Origin of the sequence: Aquabacterium sp. OR-4, assembly GCF_025290835.2 — a bacterium.
Lineage (GTDB): Bacteria > Pseudomonadota > Gammaproteobacteria > Burkholderiales > Burkholderiaceae_C > Pseudaquabacterium.
The window spans coordinates 289,837-307,693 of the sequence record NZ_JAOCQD020000004.1 but is presented as its reverse complement, the minus strand read 5'-3'; the positions used below and the strand labels follow the sequence as shown (position 1 = coordinate 307,693).

The following is a 17,857-nucleotide window of genomic DNA, read 5'->3' as shown; positions in this document are numbered from 1 at the left end:
CGGCCTGGGCGCCGACACCGTGCGCTACACGGTGAACGCCCCGGTCACCGTGGAAGGCGGCGACGGCTTCGACCAGATCACCGTGCTGGGCACCGAGTTCGGCGACGACTTCGTGGTCACCCACCGCGGTGTCTACGGCGCCGGCGTGTTTGCCAGCTACGCCGGGGTGGAGAAGGTGGTGGTCGACGCGCTCGAGGGCAACGACCGCTTCACCATCGGCAGCACCAGCGCCGACGTGCAGCTCACGCTGCTGGGCGGCCTGGGCAGCGACAGCTTCGATGTGGGCGGCAGCGCCGATGGCGCCAACGTGGCCGTGGTGGCCAACGACGGCCGCGGCCAGAGCGGCCTGGTGGAGATGACCGCGCCGAACCTGGCCGTGCCCGATGTCTCGGTGAACGTGCACGACGGCGACACCGCCGGCGTGATGATCAGCCCGGTGGCGCAGCTGCTGCGGGTGTTCGAGGACAGCAGCCACGCCTACACCGGCCTGGTGCTGGCCAGCTACACCGTGGTGCTGACCCGCCCGCCGGAAGACACGGTCTACGTCACCGCCGTGCCGCCCACCGTGCGCGAGGCCGAGCGCCGTGCCGGCGGCCAGGGCCTGGCGCTCAGCACCGACATCCCCGACACCGGCATCCCGCCCCGCCTGAGCGCGCCCAACCTCCAGGGCGTGACCCTGGTGTTCGACCGCAGCAACTGGTTCACGCCGCAGCGCGTGAGCGTCAGCGCGCCGCAGGACACGCTGGCCGAGGGCCTGCGCACGCTGACCATCCAGCACCAGGTGCGCCAGGGTGCGGCGGCCGACGATGGCGGCGCCTACGACGGCGTCACCGTCACCGGCGTGGCCGTGCAGCTGGTGGACGACGACGCGCCGGCGGTGCTGGTGGCCGGCCCGGCCGACGGCCTGGTGGCGGTGGAAGGCGGCGCGGCCGCCGGCTACAGCGTGGTGCTCACCCGCGCGCCCAGCGGCCCGGTGCAGGTGAGCGCGCTGCAGCTGGGCGAGCAGCAGCTGGCGATCAGCGGCGCGCCGCTGCAGTTCGATGCCGGCAACTGGTTCGTGCCGCAGGCGGTGAGCCTGATGGCGCTGGACGACAGCCTGATCGAAGGCCAGCACTACGCCCGCATCACCCATGCAGTGAGCGCGGCCACGCAGGCCGCCTTCATGGCCACCAGCGCGGCCGATGTGCTGGCCAACCTGCGGGCCCAGATCCTGGCCGACCTGGCCGGCAACTTCACGGTCGACGACAGCACGCCGGGCCAGCTGAGCATCGCGCGCCAGGCCGGCGACAGCCGCGGCTTTGGCGCCCTGGCGCTGGACGGCATCACGCTCGACAGCCGCGCCAGCGCCCAGGCCCCGCTGGTGCTGCGTCTGGGCGCCGCACTGGCCGCTGGCCAGCGCTTTGCGCTGACCCTCGACGGCCAGACCCATGGCCTGACCCTGGGCGCCACCAACGACCGCCTGGCCGCCGGCCTGCAGGTGGCCGCGCTCGACGCCACGCTGTACGACAACGATGTGCAGCAGGTCATCATCACCCAGCCCGGCGGCTCGACCGACGTGATCGAGCCCACCGATGGCGCGGTGCTGGGCCATGGCAGCGTGCTGGGCCAGGCCGCCGACGGCGCGCTGCTGCGCCTGTTTGCCGCGGCCGACATCAGCAGCGTCACGCTGCGCGCCAGCAGCGATGCCGACACCCTGCCGCGTGGCCGCACCACGGTCACCGGCCTGAACACACGCGCGGTGGCGGTGGCCTTCAGCGGCAGCGTGGCGGCCGGCGAGACCTGGACGATCACGGTCACCACCAGCGCCGGCACGCTCACGCGCAGCGTCAGCACCACGGCCGGCGCCAGCCTGCTGAGCCTGGCCAGCGACCTGGCCGCCCAGCTGGGCAGCGCGCTGGGCGGCAGTGCGGCCACGGCGGGCGCCGTGACCCAGCTCAGCGGCCAGTTCGGCGCGCCGGTGCTGGTGGCCAATGGCAGCAACCACAGCCGCCTCGATGCGCAGACGCTCGACTTCGCGCAGTGGTCGGTGGCCCACGACCCGGCCTTCTTCGACGCCGATGCCGTGGCCCACCCCAATGTCACGCCGCACCTGAGCGTGCGTGGCAGCGGCAGCGACGAGATCGACTACTACCGCTTCACCGTCACCGCCGCCATGCTCAGCGCCGGCGGCGGCCGCGTCACCGCCACCTTCGACATCGACCACGGCTATGCGCGCGGCGACAGCGTGCTGTGGCGCTCGCAGCTGCTGCTGCTCGACGACCAGGGCGTGGCGCTGGCCACCGGCCAGGGCCGCGCCAGCCCGGCGCAGGGCGGCAGCGGCAGCAGCACCTGGTACGACGACTACCTGCAGTACGGCATCACCAGCGCCGGCACCTACACGGTGGCCGTGCGCAACATGCTGCCCTGGCTGAACCGCGGCTCCTACGGCGTGCCGCAGGGCGCCGACTACACGCTGCAGGTCTCGCTGCAGCAGCGCGAGGCCAGCCGCTTCCTGTTTGCCGCCTCGGCCACGCCCGAAAACGCGCAGTCGTGGGTTGATACCGCGCCCGTCAGCGTGCCGGCTGGTGCCGGCCAGAGCCTGGACAACGCGGCGCAGTGGTTCACCTTCGACAACCCCGAGGTCGGCAATGCGGGGGCCGAGACCGGCGCCATGCCCACGCTCGATGCGCGCACGCCCTACACCCTGGTCAAGGGCACCGGCGACGGCCGGCACGACACCTACACCATCACCGTTGCGCCCGGCATGCTCAACCGCCCGGGCCTGAGCGGCACCACCGCCACCACCGCCGAAACCCCGCGCGACTACTACACCAGCGCCCGTCTGGCGCTGAGCGGCCGCGTCGCCGCCGGCGACCTGTGGCTGCTGACCATCGGCGGCCGCGAGTACCGCTACACCGTGCAGGCCGGCGACAGCGCCCTGGCCGACGTGGCCGCCGGGCTGAAGGCCGCGGTGGATGCGGCGCAGCCCGGCCTGGCCTTCAGCTACCGCGTGGCCGCCAATGCCCTGGCCGGCAGCACGCTGGCCGCCGGCGAGCTGCTGATCGAAGACGCCAACGGCTTCTGGTTCAGCCTGCAGCAGCCGGTGGTGGTGGCGTCCACGGTGCTCAAGTCGGGCGTGGTCTCGGCCGCCAGCGGCACGGTGAGCTTCCAGCAGGTCACGCTGGGCCTGTCGCGCAGCCAGGCGGTGCAGGCCGGCGAGGTCTGGGCGCTGAACCTGGGTGCGCAGGTGGCCCGCATCACCACCCACGGCGGCGAGAGCCTGGCCGACATCGCCAGCGCGCTGGCGACGCGCATCGGCGAGCTGGGCGCGGGTTATGTGGCCACGGCCACCGGCAGCAGCATCGCCGTGAGCCATGCCACGGCCTTCAGCGTCGGCTTCGAGCGCAGCGGCAGCAACCGCGACGGCAGCCTGGCCCTCAGCGGCGTGCCGGCCGCCGCCGGCAGCCTGGCACGCTGGAGCGCGGCCACGCTGCAGTTCGGTGGCACACCGCACCGCGGCGAAGACTTCACGGTCACGGTCAACGGCCAGGCCTACACCCACCGCGCGCTGCGCACCGACAGCCTGGCCGATGTGGTGTCGGCGCTGGCCAGCCTGGTCAATGCGCAAAGCGCCAGCCGCCTGGTGGTGGCCGAGGTGGATGCCGGCCAGCCGCTGGCCCTGCGCCTGCGCGTGCTGGGCAGCAGCGCGGCCGACCAGCGCGCACAGGCCTTCACGCTGGCCAGCACGGTGGCGGCGGGGGCGGCGGCCACGGCCGGCAGCGTCACGGCCGGCAGCACGGGCCTGGTGAGCAGCGCCGCCACGCTGCAGGGGCGTGTGCTGGCCGGCGACGTGTGGCGCATCAGCGCGCAGCTGGACGGCACCTGGCGCGACGCCAGCTACACCGTGGCCGCCGGCGATGCCAGCCTGGCCGATGTGGCCCGTGGCCTGGCATCGCAGCTGAACCTGGCCACCGGCTTTGCCAGCGCCGGCGCGGTGGCCGCGGCCGAAGGCGCACAGGTGGTGGCCGTGGGCAGTGCAAGCAGCCTGCTGCTGGCGCTGAGCGAGCCGGCCGGCACGGCCGTGCGCGCGCTCAGCGGCACGGTGGCGGCCGGCCAGGCCTGGGCGCTGGACCTGGTCGACACCAGCGGCAGCGGCATCCTGCTGCGCCAGGCCGTGCACGTGGTGGGCAGCGGCAGCGAGACCCTGGCCGACATTGCCAGCGCCCTGGCCACCCAGCTGGCGGGCGTGAGCGGCTACACCGTGCTGGCGGTCGATGGCAGCGTGGTGGTGCGGCATGCTGCGCACGGGCACTTCGCGCTGCAGGTGCCGGCCGCGGGCAGCGGCAGCCAGCCGGTGCAGCACGATCTGCTGCTGGCCGCCGGCACGCCGCTGGCCGGCAGCGTGACGGCCGTGCGCGTGGTGCCGGCCAGCGGCAGCACCGTGCAGGCCAGCTACACCTGGCTGGGCAGCGAGAGCCTGGCCGGCGGCCAGAGCGCGCAGAACTTCATCGCCGGCCAGTTGCGCGGCCAGCTGGCCGCCAGCCTGGGCGCCGGCTACAGCGTGGGCGTGGCCGGTGATGCCCTGGTGCTGCAGGCCGCCACCGGCTTCCAGCTGCTGGACGACAGCGGCGTGGGCGCCCCGGCGCTGCAACGCGTGGTGCTGGCCGGCACGCCGGTGGACCAGCAGGTCTGGCGCCTCACGGTGAGCCAGGGCGGCAGCCAGCTGGGCCATGCCGAGCACACCGTGACCGGCGGCCAGAGCCTGGACGAGGTGGCCCGGGGCCTGGCCGCGGCCTGGGCCACGGCCGGCGTCACGGTCACGGCCGCCACCGGCGATGGTGCGCTGCGCCTGTCGGGCGCCAGCGCCTTCAGCGCCCAGGTGGCGCTGGTGCGCAGCGCCGCCAGCAGCGCGGGGGCGGCCGACCAGCAGCGCGCCAGCCTGACGGTCGAGGCCGCCAGCGCGCCCAGCGTGGGCAGCCGCTGGAGCCTGGTGGTTGGCGGCGTGAGCCTCAGCTACGACTGGCTGGGCACCGAGAACCTGGGCGGTGGCAGCGCCGCCGCCTATGTGGCCGCGCAGCTGCGCAACGCCGCCGGTGACGGCACGCCGGCCGGCACCGACCTGCTGCCCGATCACCAGATCAGCGTCAGCGGCGCGCAGCTCAGCATCGACACCACCGATGGCAGCGCCGGCGCGCCGGCCGGCGCCTTCAGCGCCACGCTCAGCCAGACCCAGGCCGGGGTGTCGCTCAACCAGGCCGTCAGCAACCCGGTCGGCCATGGCCTGGTGCTGGCCGGCAGCCTGGCCGAGGGCAAGCGCTGGCAGCTCACGCTGGACGTGGGCGGCACGCTGCACACCGTGAGCCATGCCGCCAGCGCGGCCGACACGCTGGCCAGCATCGCCAGCAGCCTGGCCGGCCGCCTGGCCACGCTCACCGGCTACCAGGCCACGGCGGTGGGCGAGGCGGTGTTCGTGCACGGCGCCGCCGCCAGCTACCAGTTGCAGGCCACCGCGCTGAGCGCTGGCGGCCATGCCGGCAGCGCCCGCTGGCTGAGCCTGCCCAGCGACCTGTCGCAGACCTGGCAGGTGCGCGTGTCGGGCGCCGGCGGCACGCAGGCCCAGGTGAGCCATGCTGCGGGCCAGTCGCTGGCCAGCCTGCTGGCCGCGCTGAACCTGGCCTTGAACGGCAGCGGCGCCCAGGCCAGCCTGCAGGGCGACGCGCTGCTGGTCACGCGGGCCGATGGCGCCGAGCTGCAGCTGCAGCTGGCCCATGCCGGCGCGCTGGCCACCGCCGCCGTCACGCTGAGCGCCGGCGACGCGCTGGCCCTGGACGGCGAGCAGTGGCAGCTCGGCCTGAGCGGCGGGCCGTCGGTCGTGCACACGGTCAGCGGCGCCGGCAGCAGCGGCCTGGCCCTGGGCAGCCTGGCCGGCACGCTGGCCGCGGCGCTGGATGCGCAGCTCGGCAGCGGCCACGCGGTGCTGGCGCTGGGTGCCCGGGTGATCGATGTGCAGCTGGGCACGGCCAGCGCGCCCAGCCTGGGCGGCAGCTACACCCCGCCCACCCGCGATGGCACGGCCGCCGCCACCAGCGCCACCGCGCGCATCGACTGGGCCCAGACCGTGACGCTGGACGCCGGCAGCAACGGCTACGGCAGCAGCGACCTGTGGTCACTGCAGGTGGATGGCCAAACCCGCACCGTGAGCGGCCAGGCCACGGCGCAGGCCGTGCGCGACGCCCTGGTGCTGGCCTTCCCCGGCCAGGCCGGCGCGGTGGCCGGCCAGGCGGCGCAGCTGCGCCTGGCCCTGGCCGACGGCGCCGAGCTGGCGGTGGCGCCCGCCACGCAGCAGCGCAGCGCCAGCCTCAGCCAGGCGGCCACCGATACGGCCGCGCGCTACACCGCCATCGGCCTGCTGCTCGACACCAGCCAGGCGCCCACGCTGGGCGAGCGCTGGGCGGTCGAGATCCACGGTCGCAGCTACGCGGTCGAGGCGGCCGAGGGCCAGAGCGTGGCCGCCATCGCCCAGGCCCTGGCCCAGCGCATCCAGGCCGACAGCGGCGGCCTGCTGCTGGCCAGCCGCAACAGCGGCAACACCGCGCGCATCGACATCCGCATCAACCCCGCGGCCAGCGGGCTGTGGTTCACCGGCCTGAAGGAGCCCGTGCTCAGCGTGGGCGGCGGCCATGTCTACGTGGTGCTCGACATCGACCATGCCGACCTGGTGCATGGCATCAGCAGCGCCTATGTCGAGGTGCCGGGCCAGCCGGGCGTGACCCGGTTGCAGCCCTTTGCCTACACGGTCAGCCCCACGCTGCAGATCAGCGGCACGCAGGGCTTTGCGGTGCTGTCGTCGAACCCGGCCTTTGCCAGCGCGGGCACCACGCTGTACACGGCCGACAAGCGCAACACGGTGCTGGTCAACGGCCTGCCCGATGCCGGCAGCCAGTCCAGCGCCGACCCGCTGCTGCAGCTTGACTTCACGCGGGCCGGCACCTACACCATCGTGGTCGGATCGCTGGTCGACTATGCCGACAACAGCGTGTTCAGCGACCGCCTGCAGGGCGTGCAGGCCGGCACCAACTACCAGCTGAACGTGTCGATGCAGCGCCACGGCGTGAACCGCGACGCGGTCAATCTGGTGGGCATGGACCTCACCGTGGCCGATGGCAGCGCCGCCGGCCAGGGCGGCCAGGTGATGGCCTACGACGCGGCCAGCAACACCTACACCCTCGACCGCCTGCTCGGCCAGCTGCCGGCGGCCGGCAGCAGCCTGCAGTTCAGCTACCGCATGGCCGAGCGTTTTGGCAGCTACCTGCCGGTCAACGACTTCTACACCGTGGGCCTGAGCCGCCACCCCGGCAGCGACGGCCTGGTGGTCAATGTCGCGCCGCAGCTCACGCCCACCTACAACGCCGCGCTGGCCTTCGATGCCGCGGCCAACCACGGCGTGGCCAGCGGCGTGCAGGTGCAGGTGGGCACGCAGCAGGCGCGGGTGCAGCTGGGCGGCACCGTGGCCGCCAGCGAGGACTGGGTGCTGCGCCTCGATGGCGCCGAGGTGGCGCGCGTCACCACCGCCAGCGGCGACACGCTGGCCAGCATCGCCAGCCGCCTGAACGGCCAGCTGCAGAGCCTGTTTGCGCAGAACAGCGGCTACCGCCACTTCAGCGCCGGCCTGGATGGCACGGCGATCACGATCGACACCTATGCCCGCGCCGGCGCCGATGCGCCGCAGCGCTTCGTGGCCACGCTGCAGGTGGCGCCGCACAGCGCCGGCAGCGCGGCGCTGAGCACCACGCGCAGCGTCACGCTCAGCGGCAGCGCGGTGGCGGGCGAGGTCTGGGCCCTCACGCTGGCCGGCCGGCTGGTGCAGTACACGGTGCTGGCCGGCGACACCCTGGCCAGCGTGAGCGCGGCGCTGCAGGCGCAGATCGCGCAGGCCGGTTTCACGGCCAGCAGCCGCAACCGCGAGCTCAGCATCACGCGCGCCGATGGCCAGGTGTTCAGCCTGTCGGCCACGGCCGGCGCCAGTGGCCTGGCGCGGGTGGATGCCGTCACCGCCATCGAGCTGGGCGGCCAGCCGGCGGTGGGCGAGCGCTGGGTGCTGGCGCTCGATGCGCCGGGCCAGGCCGGCGCGGCCCTGAGCCTGAGCCACACCGTGCGTTATGGCGACGACCTGGCCGCCATCGCCCAGGCCCTGGCCAGCGCGCTGCAGGCCAGCAGCAGCGCCAGCGGCCAGGCCTATGCGGTCAGCGTGGTGGGCCGGGTGCTCAGCATCACCCGGGCCGATGGCCACGCGGTGGCGGCCACGCTGGCGCTGCACGGGGCCGGCGCGCCGGGCCAGGCCATCAGCCAGGGCGGTGCCACCGTCACCGCGCAGCTGCGCTTTGCCGCCAGCAACTGGCAGCAGGCGCAGCAGGTGGATGTGTTCGGCATCGACGACGCGGTGCGCGACGGCAGCGACCTGAAGCTGATCGCCACGCTGGACCAGCAGCGCGTGAACGCGCTGCGCGGGCCGATCCTCATCGACGGCGGCGTGCGCCTGAGCATCGACCGCTACCTGCGCGATCCGTTGATGCTGCCCGGCGAGAACAACAACCCGCAGCGCGACGGCCGGCTCACCAGCGCCGCCAGCCTGGCCGGCCAGGCCACGCTGACCGATCTGGCGGCCAGCTACACCGATGCGCTGCGCGGCGAGATGCCGGGCTTCGATCCGCGCATCGACACCGGCGGCTACCGCTTCGGCGTGGTGGACCCGCTCACGCGCCAGGCCGGCACGCTGCTGGACGCCACCGCACTGCTGGGCAGTCGCATCGCGGTGAAGGCGCGCAGCGACGGCGCGGTGGCCAGCATCCTGGCCGTGACCGTGCTGGCCGACGGCGCCTACCAGCTGAGCCTGGGCGCCAGCACCTACACCGAGGCCGCCGTGGCCGGCTTCTCGGCCATGGACATGCTGCGCGCGCTGGCCAGCCGGGTGGAGGCCGCGGCCGGCGTGCATGCCGCGGTGGTGTATGACACCGTGGTCTTCAACCAGGCCTGGGCCGGCAGCGCGCCGGCCGCCGGCAGCGACTACTTCTTCCAGGCCGTGAACCCCAACCTGGGCGTGCGCGAGGCCGAGCAGGTTGATACGCTGACGGTGCACAACGAACTGAGCCCGGTCGACGATGTGGGCGTGCTCACTGCCGACCGCCTCAGCGGCCTGGGCATGGGCCCCGACACGGTGATCGCCGGTCGCGTGGTGGCCGGTGGCATCGGCTACCGCAACCTCGAGTCGCTGCAGATCAAGCTGGGCCAGGGCAGTGATCGGCTCGAGGTGCAGTCCACCCATGCCGGCAGCACGGTGATCCGCGCCGGCGCCGGCCATGACCAGATCACCGTCAGCACCGTGGGCGGCCACACCGTGCTCGACCTGGCCGACGGCGACGACACGGTCAGCGTCACCAGCGCCCAGGGCCGGGCCGACGCGCTGGGCGGCCTGCTCAGCGTGGCCGGCGGGGCCGGCAGCAACAGCCTGTCGCTCGACGACAGCGCGCGCAGCGAGGGCGCGGCCCTGGTGCTGGCGCCCGATTCGATCAGCGGCCTGGCCATGGGCGCGGCCACCGCGCAATGGCAGCTGCAGGTGCGCGCGGCCAGCGGCCAGTTCCAGCTGCGCCTGCAGGGCGACATCGTGGTCGATGGCCAGGGCCGGCATGTCGATGCCACCACCGGCGCGCTGGCCCATGACATCGACGCCGCGGCGCTGGCACGCGCGCTGAACCTGGCGCTGGGCCTGGACGGCGCGGTGCGCGTGAGCGGCGGCGCCGGCAGCTTTGTGGTCGACCTGGCCGGCGCGCTGACCGGCCAGGCCGGCCCCACGCTCAGCTGGGCCCAGGCCGCCGGCGACACCAACACCCTGGCGCCGGCCCTCGATTCAAGCGCCAGCGCCGGCGTGCGGGTCGACGCGCTGCGCAGCGGCGCGGCCGTGGCCAGCCATCCCAACACGCTGCAGACGCTGCAGCTCTCGGCCGGCGCCAGCGGCAGCTTCCGCTTGAAGCTGCTGGGCCGCTGGACCGATGCCATCGCCGCCGATGCCAGCGCCGAGACCATCCTGGCGCGCCTGCAGCCCCTGCTCGACCCGGCCAACGGCAACCCCGACCTGCCGCACACCCGCAACGTGGCGGTGCTGCGCCTGGGCGATCAGATCATCGTCACCTTCCAGGGCGCGCAGGCCAGTGCCGGCATCCAGGCCATCGACGCCACGGCGCTTGCCGGCACGCTGGGCCTGTCCACGCACCAGGCCGGCATCGACTACCGCGACATCGCCCAGCTGGCCATCACGCTGGGCAGCGGCGCCGACACCGTGGACGTGCTGGGCACGCGGGCCAGCACGCGCATCGACACCGGTGCGGGCGACGACCTGATCAGCCTGGGCCACGACGCCACGCGCCTGACCGGCCGCATCGGCGATGTGCTGGGCTCGGTGCTGCAGCCGGCCGCAGGCGAGCCGGCCAACGCCACGCTGGACGCCCTGACCGGCACGCTGACGCTGGACGCCGGCAGCGGCCACAACCGCCTGGTGGTGAACGACCGCGCCAGCACCGCGGCCGACAGCACGGTCACCGTCACCGCCTCGCGCATCAGCGGCCTGGCGCCGGCGGTGCTGCACTACAGCGCCACCGGTGGCGACTACCAGCGCGGCATCACGCTGTGGGCCGGCCGCGGCAACGATGTCATCCGCATCGACAGCCTGCGCCACGGCGATGTCACCACGCTGCATGCCAATCACGGCGACGACACGGTCACCGTGGGCGATGTGCTGGGCGGTGCCGGCGCGCAGCTGCTGGTGGTGCAGGGCGGCCTGGGCAACGACCGCATCGACGCCTCGGCCATCTCCGACGCCCAGGTGAACCTGGTGCTGCTGGGCGACCAGGGCGAGCTGGCGATGGACGGCGCCCTGCCCGGCATGGCCGCGCTGCGCCGCGTGGCCAGCACGCAGGTCGATCAGGGCGGCGACGACACGCTGATCGGCGGCGCCGGCGCCAATGTGCTGATCGGCGGCGCCGGCCAGGACCGCCTGGTGGGCGGCGCGGCCGACGATGTGCTGATCGGCGATGCCGGCCAGCTGGATTGGCGCGCCAGCGCGCAGCTCAGCAGCCGCTTCGAGATCCGGGTCGCCGATGGCGCCGCGTTCACGCTCAGTTATGCCGGCCAGCAGGTGCTGGTGGCCGCGCAGGCCGATGCGGCGGCGGTGCTGGCCGCGCTGCAGTCGCTGGACGGCCTGGCCGGCGCGCGCCTGGCGGTCAGCGGCGAGGCGGGCCAGTTCCAGGTCAGCGTGGCCCAGGCCACCGTGGCCGGCGTGCTGCGCGCCGAGGCGGCCGCGGCCGCCGACTATTCGGCCGGCCTGCTCAGCCTGCAAGGCAGCGGCCTGTTCGCGCTGAGCGATGGCCAGGCCAGCGTGCTGCTGCGCGCCGGCCTCACCGCCACCGAGCTGGCCCAGGCCCTGCAGCGCCTGCCGCTGGCCCAGGCCGCGGGCCTGAGCGTGCACAGCGGCGCCGATTTCGGCGGCACCTGGCTGTTGCAGGGCGCCGGTGCCGAGCGGCTGTCGCTGTTGCCCCTCGGCCGGGCCACGCTGCTGGCCCAGGCCGCCACGCTGCAGGTGGCCGCGGTGGCCGGCAGCTACCACCTGGGCGATGGCGGCCAGAGCGTGGCCCTGAACCTGGCGGCCGACGCCGCCGCACTGGCCCAGGCCCTGGCCGGGCTGCCGGGCCTGGCCGGCGCACCCACGGCCAGCGGCCAGGCCGCCGACGGCTGGCAGCTGCTCACCCCGGTCACCGACGGCGTCTTGCTGCTGGCCGTCAGCCAGTCGGCCGGCGTGCTCAGCCAGGTGGCCACGCTGGCCTCCAGCGTGAACCGCGCCGACGACGTGCTCGACGCTGGCCAGGGCCACAACCTGCTGCTGGGCGGCCGTGGCGCCGACCGCCTGAGCGCCGGCAGCGGCAACGACCTGCTGCTGGGCGACCAGGGTTCGATCGACCATGACGCCAGCGGCCGCTGGGTCACCGTGCGCAGCACCGATGCCGCCGATGGTGGCGCCGACCAGATCACCGCCGGCCAGGGCGACAACCTGCTGATTGGCGGCGCCGGTGGCGACGGCCTGGTCGCCGGCGACGGCCACGATGTGCTGCTGGGCGACAGCGCCGACGTGGAGCGCACGTCCACCGGTCGGTGGATCAGCGTGCGCAGCAGCGCGCCCGATGCTGGCGGCGACGACCGCATCACGCTGGGCAACGGCCACAAGCTGGTCATCGGCGGCTTCGGTGCCGACACGCTGCTGGCCGGCGCCGGCACGCACCAGGTGGCGGGCGACAACGCCAGCTTCACGTTCAACAGTGCCGGCGTGCTGGTGCGCGCCGCCACGCTGGACACCACCGCCACCACCGGCGGCGACGACACCCTGACCCTGGGCGACGGCCACAGCAGCGTGCTGGCCGGCGTGGGCGCCGATGCCGTGAGCACCGGCACCGGCCAGGGCCAACTGCTGGGCGACAACGGCGAACTGCTGTTCGACGACCAGGGGCGCCTGACCACGGCCACCAGCACCGAGCCCGAGCTGGGCGGTAACGACCAGATCACCACCGCCCACGGTGACAAGCTGATCATCGGCGGTGCCGGCAGCGACAGCCTCAGCACCGGCAGCGGCCGCGACACCGTGCTGGGCGACAACGGCCAGGTGCGGGTGTTTGCCAATGACACCGCGCTGAGCCAGGTGCGCAGCACGGCCACCGCCACGGGCGGCGACGACCAGATCGACACCGGCGCGGGTGATGCGGTGGTGATCGGTGGCGCAGGCGCCGACCGGATCACTGGCGGCGACAACAGCAGCAGTGCCGTCACCGTGGTGCTGGGCGACAACGGGCAAGTCGACTGGTCGGCGTCTGGTGTGTTGTCCAGCGTCGCCAGCAGCGCGCTGGATGCTGGTGGTGATGACCGCATCACGCTGGGTGCCGGCGACAAGCTCGTGGTCGGTGGCTTCGGTGCCGACACGATCGCAGCTGGTGCCGGCACACACCAGGCGGCGGGCGACAACGCCACGTTCACCTTCAACACGGCGGGTGTGCTGACCCGCGCCGCGACGCTGGACACGACAGCCGCCACCGGCGGCAATGACACGATCACGCTGGGCGACGGCCGCAACAACGTGCTGGCCGGCGTGGCCGCCGATGTGGTGGCCACCGCCACTGGCCAAGACACCGTGCTGGGCGACAACGGCGAACTGCTGTTCGACGACCAGGGGCGCCTGACCACGGCCACCAGCGCCGAGCCCGAGCTGGGCGGCGACGACCAGATCACCACCGCCCACGGCCACAAGCTGGTCATCGGCGGCTTCGGTGCCGACACGCTGCTGGCCGGCGCGGGCACGCACCAGGTGGCGGGCGACAACGCCAGCTTCACGTTCAACGGTGCCGGCGTGCTGGTGCGCGCCGCCACGCTGGACACCACCGCCGCCACCGGCGGCGACGACACGCTGGCGCTGGGCGACGGCCACAGCAGCGTGCTGGCCGGCGTGGGCGCCGATGCCGTGAGCACCGGCAGCGGCCAGGGCCAGCTGCTGGGCGACAACGGCGAACTGCTGTTCGACGACCAGGGGCGCCTGACCACGGCCACCAGCACCGAGCCCGAGCTGGGCGGTAACGACCAGATCACCACCGCCCACGGTGACAAGCTGATCATCGGCGGTGCCGGCAGCGACAGCCTCAGCACCGGCAGCGGCCGCGACACCGTGCTGGGCGACAACGGCCAGGTGCGGGTGTTTGCCAATGACACCGCGCTGAGCCAGGTGCGCAGCACGGCCACCGCCACGGGCGGCGACGACCAGATCGACACCGGCGCGGGTGATGCGGTGGTGATCGGTGGCGCAGGCGCCGACCGGATCACTGGCGGCGACAACAGCAGCAGTGCCGTCACCGTGGTGCTGGGCGACAACGGGCAAGTCGACTGGTCGGCGTCTGGTGTGTTGTCCAGCGTCGCCAGCAGCGCGCTGGATGCTGGTGGTGATGACCGCATCACGCTGGGTGCCGGCGACAAGCTCGTGGTCGGTGGCTTCGGTGCCGACACGATCGCAGCTGGTGCCGGCACACACCAGGCGGCGGGCGACAACGCCACGTTCACCTTCAACACGGCGGGTGTGCTGACCCGCGCCGCGACGCTGGACACGACAGCCGCCACCGGCGGCAATGACACGATCACGCTGGGCGACGGCCGCAACAACGTGCTGGCCGGCGTGGCCGCCGATGTGGTGGCCACCGCCACTGGCCAAGACACCGTGCTGGGCGACAACGGCGAACTGCTGTTCGACGACCAGGGGCGCCTGACCACGGCCACCAGCGCCGAGCCCGAGCTGGGCGGCGACGACCAGATCACCACCGCCCACGGCCACAAGCTGGTCATCGGCGGCTTCGGTGCCGACACGCTGCTGGCCGGCGCGGGCACGCACCAGGTGGCGGGCGACAACGCCAGCTTCACGTTCAACGGTGCCGGCGTGCTGGTGCGCGCCGCCACGCTGGACACCACCGCCGCCACCGGCGGCGACGACACGCTGGCGCTGGGCGACGGCCACAGCAGCGTGCTGGCCGGCGTGGGCGCCGATGCCGTGAGCACCGGCAGCGGCCAGGGCCAGCTGCTGGGCGACAACGGCGAACTGCTGTTCGACGACCAGGGGCGCCTGACCACGGCCACCAGCACCGAGCCCGAGCTGGGCGGTAACGACCAGATCACCACCGCCCACGGTGACAAGCTGATCATCGGCGGTGCCGGCAGCGACAGCCTCAGCACCGGCAGCGGCCGCGACACCGTGCTGGGCGACAACGGCCAGGTGCGGGTGTTTGCCAATGACACCGCGCTGAGCCAGGTGCGCAGCACGGCCACCGCCACGGGCGGCGACGACCACATCGACACCGGCGCGGGCGATGCCGTGGTGATCGGCGGCATGGGTGCCGACCAGATCAGCGGCGCCGATGCCAGCGCCGGCAGCAGCGCTGTCACCGTGGTGCTGGGCGACAACGGCCAGGTCGACTGGTCGGTGCCGGGTGTGCTGGCCAGCGTGACCAGCACGGCGCTCGATGCCGGTGGCGACGACCGCATCACGCTGGGCAACGGCAGCAACCTCGTCATCGGTGGTTTGGGTGCCGACACGCTGCTGGCCGGCGCGGGCACGCACCTGGCGGCCGGCGACCACGCCACGTTCAGCTTCAACGGCGCCGGTGTGCTGGTGATCGCCATTACCATCGACCTCAGCCCGGTCACCGGCGGCAACGACAGTCTGGCCGTGGGCGACGGCGCCGCGGTGCTGCTGGGCGGCACCGGCGACGACCGCATCCGTGCCGGCCACGGCGACCAGCAGGTGGCCGGTGACCATGCCCGCCTGCAGTTCAACGATGCCGGCCGGCTGGTGCGTGCCGACACCCGCGACAGCGCTGCGCTGCCCGGCGGCAACGACGACATCGGTCTCGGCGATGGCCGCCACACCGTGCTGGGCGGGCAGGGCGACGACCGCATCGCCACCGGCGACGGCGACGACCTGGTGCTGGGCGATGCCGGCCAGGTGCAGCTTCGCGCCGATGGCCTGGCGCTGGAGCGGGTGAGCACCGAGGCCGCCGATGCCCAAGCCCAGGCCCAGGCCCAGGCCCAGGCCTTGAACCCGCTGCCGCCGCAGGCCGCCGCCGCGCTGCCCCTTGCCCGCGAGGGCAACGACACGCTCACGCTGGGCCACGGCGCCAAGACCGTGCTGGCCGGTGGTGGCCGCGACGCCCTGCGCGCCGGGGCCGGCCGCCACGTGGTGCTGGGCGATGGCGGCGAGCTGCAATACAACGCCGACGGCCTGCTGGTGCAGGCGCGCAGCCTGCCGGGCAGCGGTGACCCGCTGGCCGACGATGGCGACGACATCGCGCTGGGCAACGGCGACAACCTGGTGATCGGTGGCCTGGGGGCCGACCGCATCGTCACCGCCCAGGGCAGCGATGTGCTGCTGGGCGACAACGGCCAGCTGCTGATGGACGCCGCCGGCCAGCAGCTGCAGCAGCTGGCCAGCCTGGACGACGCGCTGGGCGGCGACGACCTGATCGTGGCCGGCGCCGGTGCCAAGTGGGTGCTGGGCGGCGCGGGCTCGGACGCGGTGTCGGCCGGTGTCGATGCCGGCAGTGGCCAGGCCAACAGTGCCGCGGCCACGCGCGTGGTGTTCGGCGATGCCGGCGAGATCCAGTTCAATGCCGAGGGCCGCGCCACGCGCTACACCTCGCACGCGCCGGCGCTGAGCCAGGCCGCCGCCGACCGCATCGCGCTGGGCGATGGCGACAACATCGTGCTGGGCGGCGCCGGTGGCGACACGGTGCGCGCCGGCAATGGCGACAACGTGCTGCTGGGCGATGGCGGCGTGCTGCAGCGCGACGCCGCAGGCCAGGCCTGGGTGCAGCTGCGCAGCAGCCTGCCCGGGGGCCTGGACGCCGCCGCCCTGGCCGAGGCCGGCGGTGATGACCAGCTGCAGGCCGGCCACGGCCGCCAGATCGTGCTGGCCGGCCTGGGCCATGACCGCGTGGCCACCGGCCACGGTGGCAGCCTGGTGCTGGGCGACAACGGGCAGGTCGATTACATCAACGGCCGCGCCGTGCTGGCGCAGACCACCGACAGCCAGGCCGGCAGCGGCGGCGACGATCAGATCGCCCTGGGCGACGGCGACAACACCGTGCTGGCCGGCGTGGGCAGCGACCGGGTGCAGACCGGCAGCGGCCGCGACGCGGTGCTGGGCGACGGCGGCAGCGTGGTCTTCGACGCCGTCAGTGGCGCAGTGCTGACGCTGCGCAGCGGCGACCCGCGGCTGGGTGGCAACGACGATCTGCAGCTCGGCGCCCATGACGACCTGGCCATCGCCGGCGCCGGCGACGACCGCATCGATGGCGGCGCCGGCCAGGACGCGCTGGTGGGCGATGGCGCGGTGATCACGCTGAACCCGGCCGAGGGCCGCCTGCGCGTGTTGTCGATCGATGTCACCGAAGGCGGCAACGACCAGCTCGACGGCGGCGCCGGCAACGACATCGTGGTGGGCGGCCAGGGCCGCGACCTGATGGTCGGCAGCCTGTCCGAGGATGTGCTGCTGGGCGGCAATGCCGCGGTGATGCTGCGCGACGGCCTGGCCGAGCAGGTGCAGGCCGACACCCACGACCTGGCCACCGAAACCCTGTTCGGCGCCTTTGCCGCGCGCCAGGCCGAGGCGCAGGCCGCCGGTGCCCACGGTGCCACCGACCCGGCCGAGGCCCTGCCGCCCACACTGGCCACACTGGCCACCAGCGCGGCGCGCCTGCTCGATGTGGCGGCCTTCCGCCGGCTGTTCCAGTCGGCGCTGCACCAGCCCGGCAGCCACGCCGAGGGCGGCGACACGGCCGCCAGCGATGCCGCCGCCGCACCGCCCGCCGCGGCTGTGGCACCGCTGCCGGCACGCGGCCGTGGCAACGCGGTGGCCGACACGGCGCAGCCGGGCCGTGCGCCCGTCACCGCGCCAGACGCCACGCCGGGCGCCATGCCAGCCGCCAGCCCCGCCGACAGCCCTGCCGCCAGCCCTGGCGCCAGCCAGGGTGGCACCGCGGCGGCCCTGGCGCAGTCCGCCGCTGCCACGCCCGGCGTGGCTGCCGCCGCCGCCGAAGCCGCCGACCGCCCGGGCACGGTGCTGGCCGCCGCGGCGCTGGCCGCCCTGCCGCGTCGCGGTCTGCTCGACCGCCAGGCCATGCAGGGCCGTGCCGCGGCCGCCGCAGGCCCGGCCCAGCCGGGCAGCGCTGGCGCCCCAGGCGGGGCGGGCACCCCGGGCACCCCCGCCCAGCCGCGCCGCCTGCACATAGACTGGCGGTCGCGCCCCTGA

The 17,857-nt window shown here is 74.3% G+C and carries 1 protein-coding gene (cut by a window edge); it reads left to right on the top strand.

Annotated elements, in window-relative coordinates; genetic code table 11:
• A protein-coding gene (locus tag N4G63_RS26855; protein ID WP_314600785.1) for a DUF4347 domain-containing protein crosses the window boundary here: on the top strand, nucleotides 1-17,857 show its final stretch. Its footprint begins 23,135 nt before the window's first position; 17,857 of the gene's 40,992 nt are visible here — the last part of the coding sequence; its start codon lies beyond the left edge, outside the window; it ends in the stop codon at nucleotides 17,855-17,857.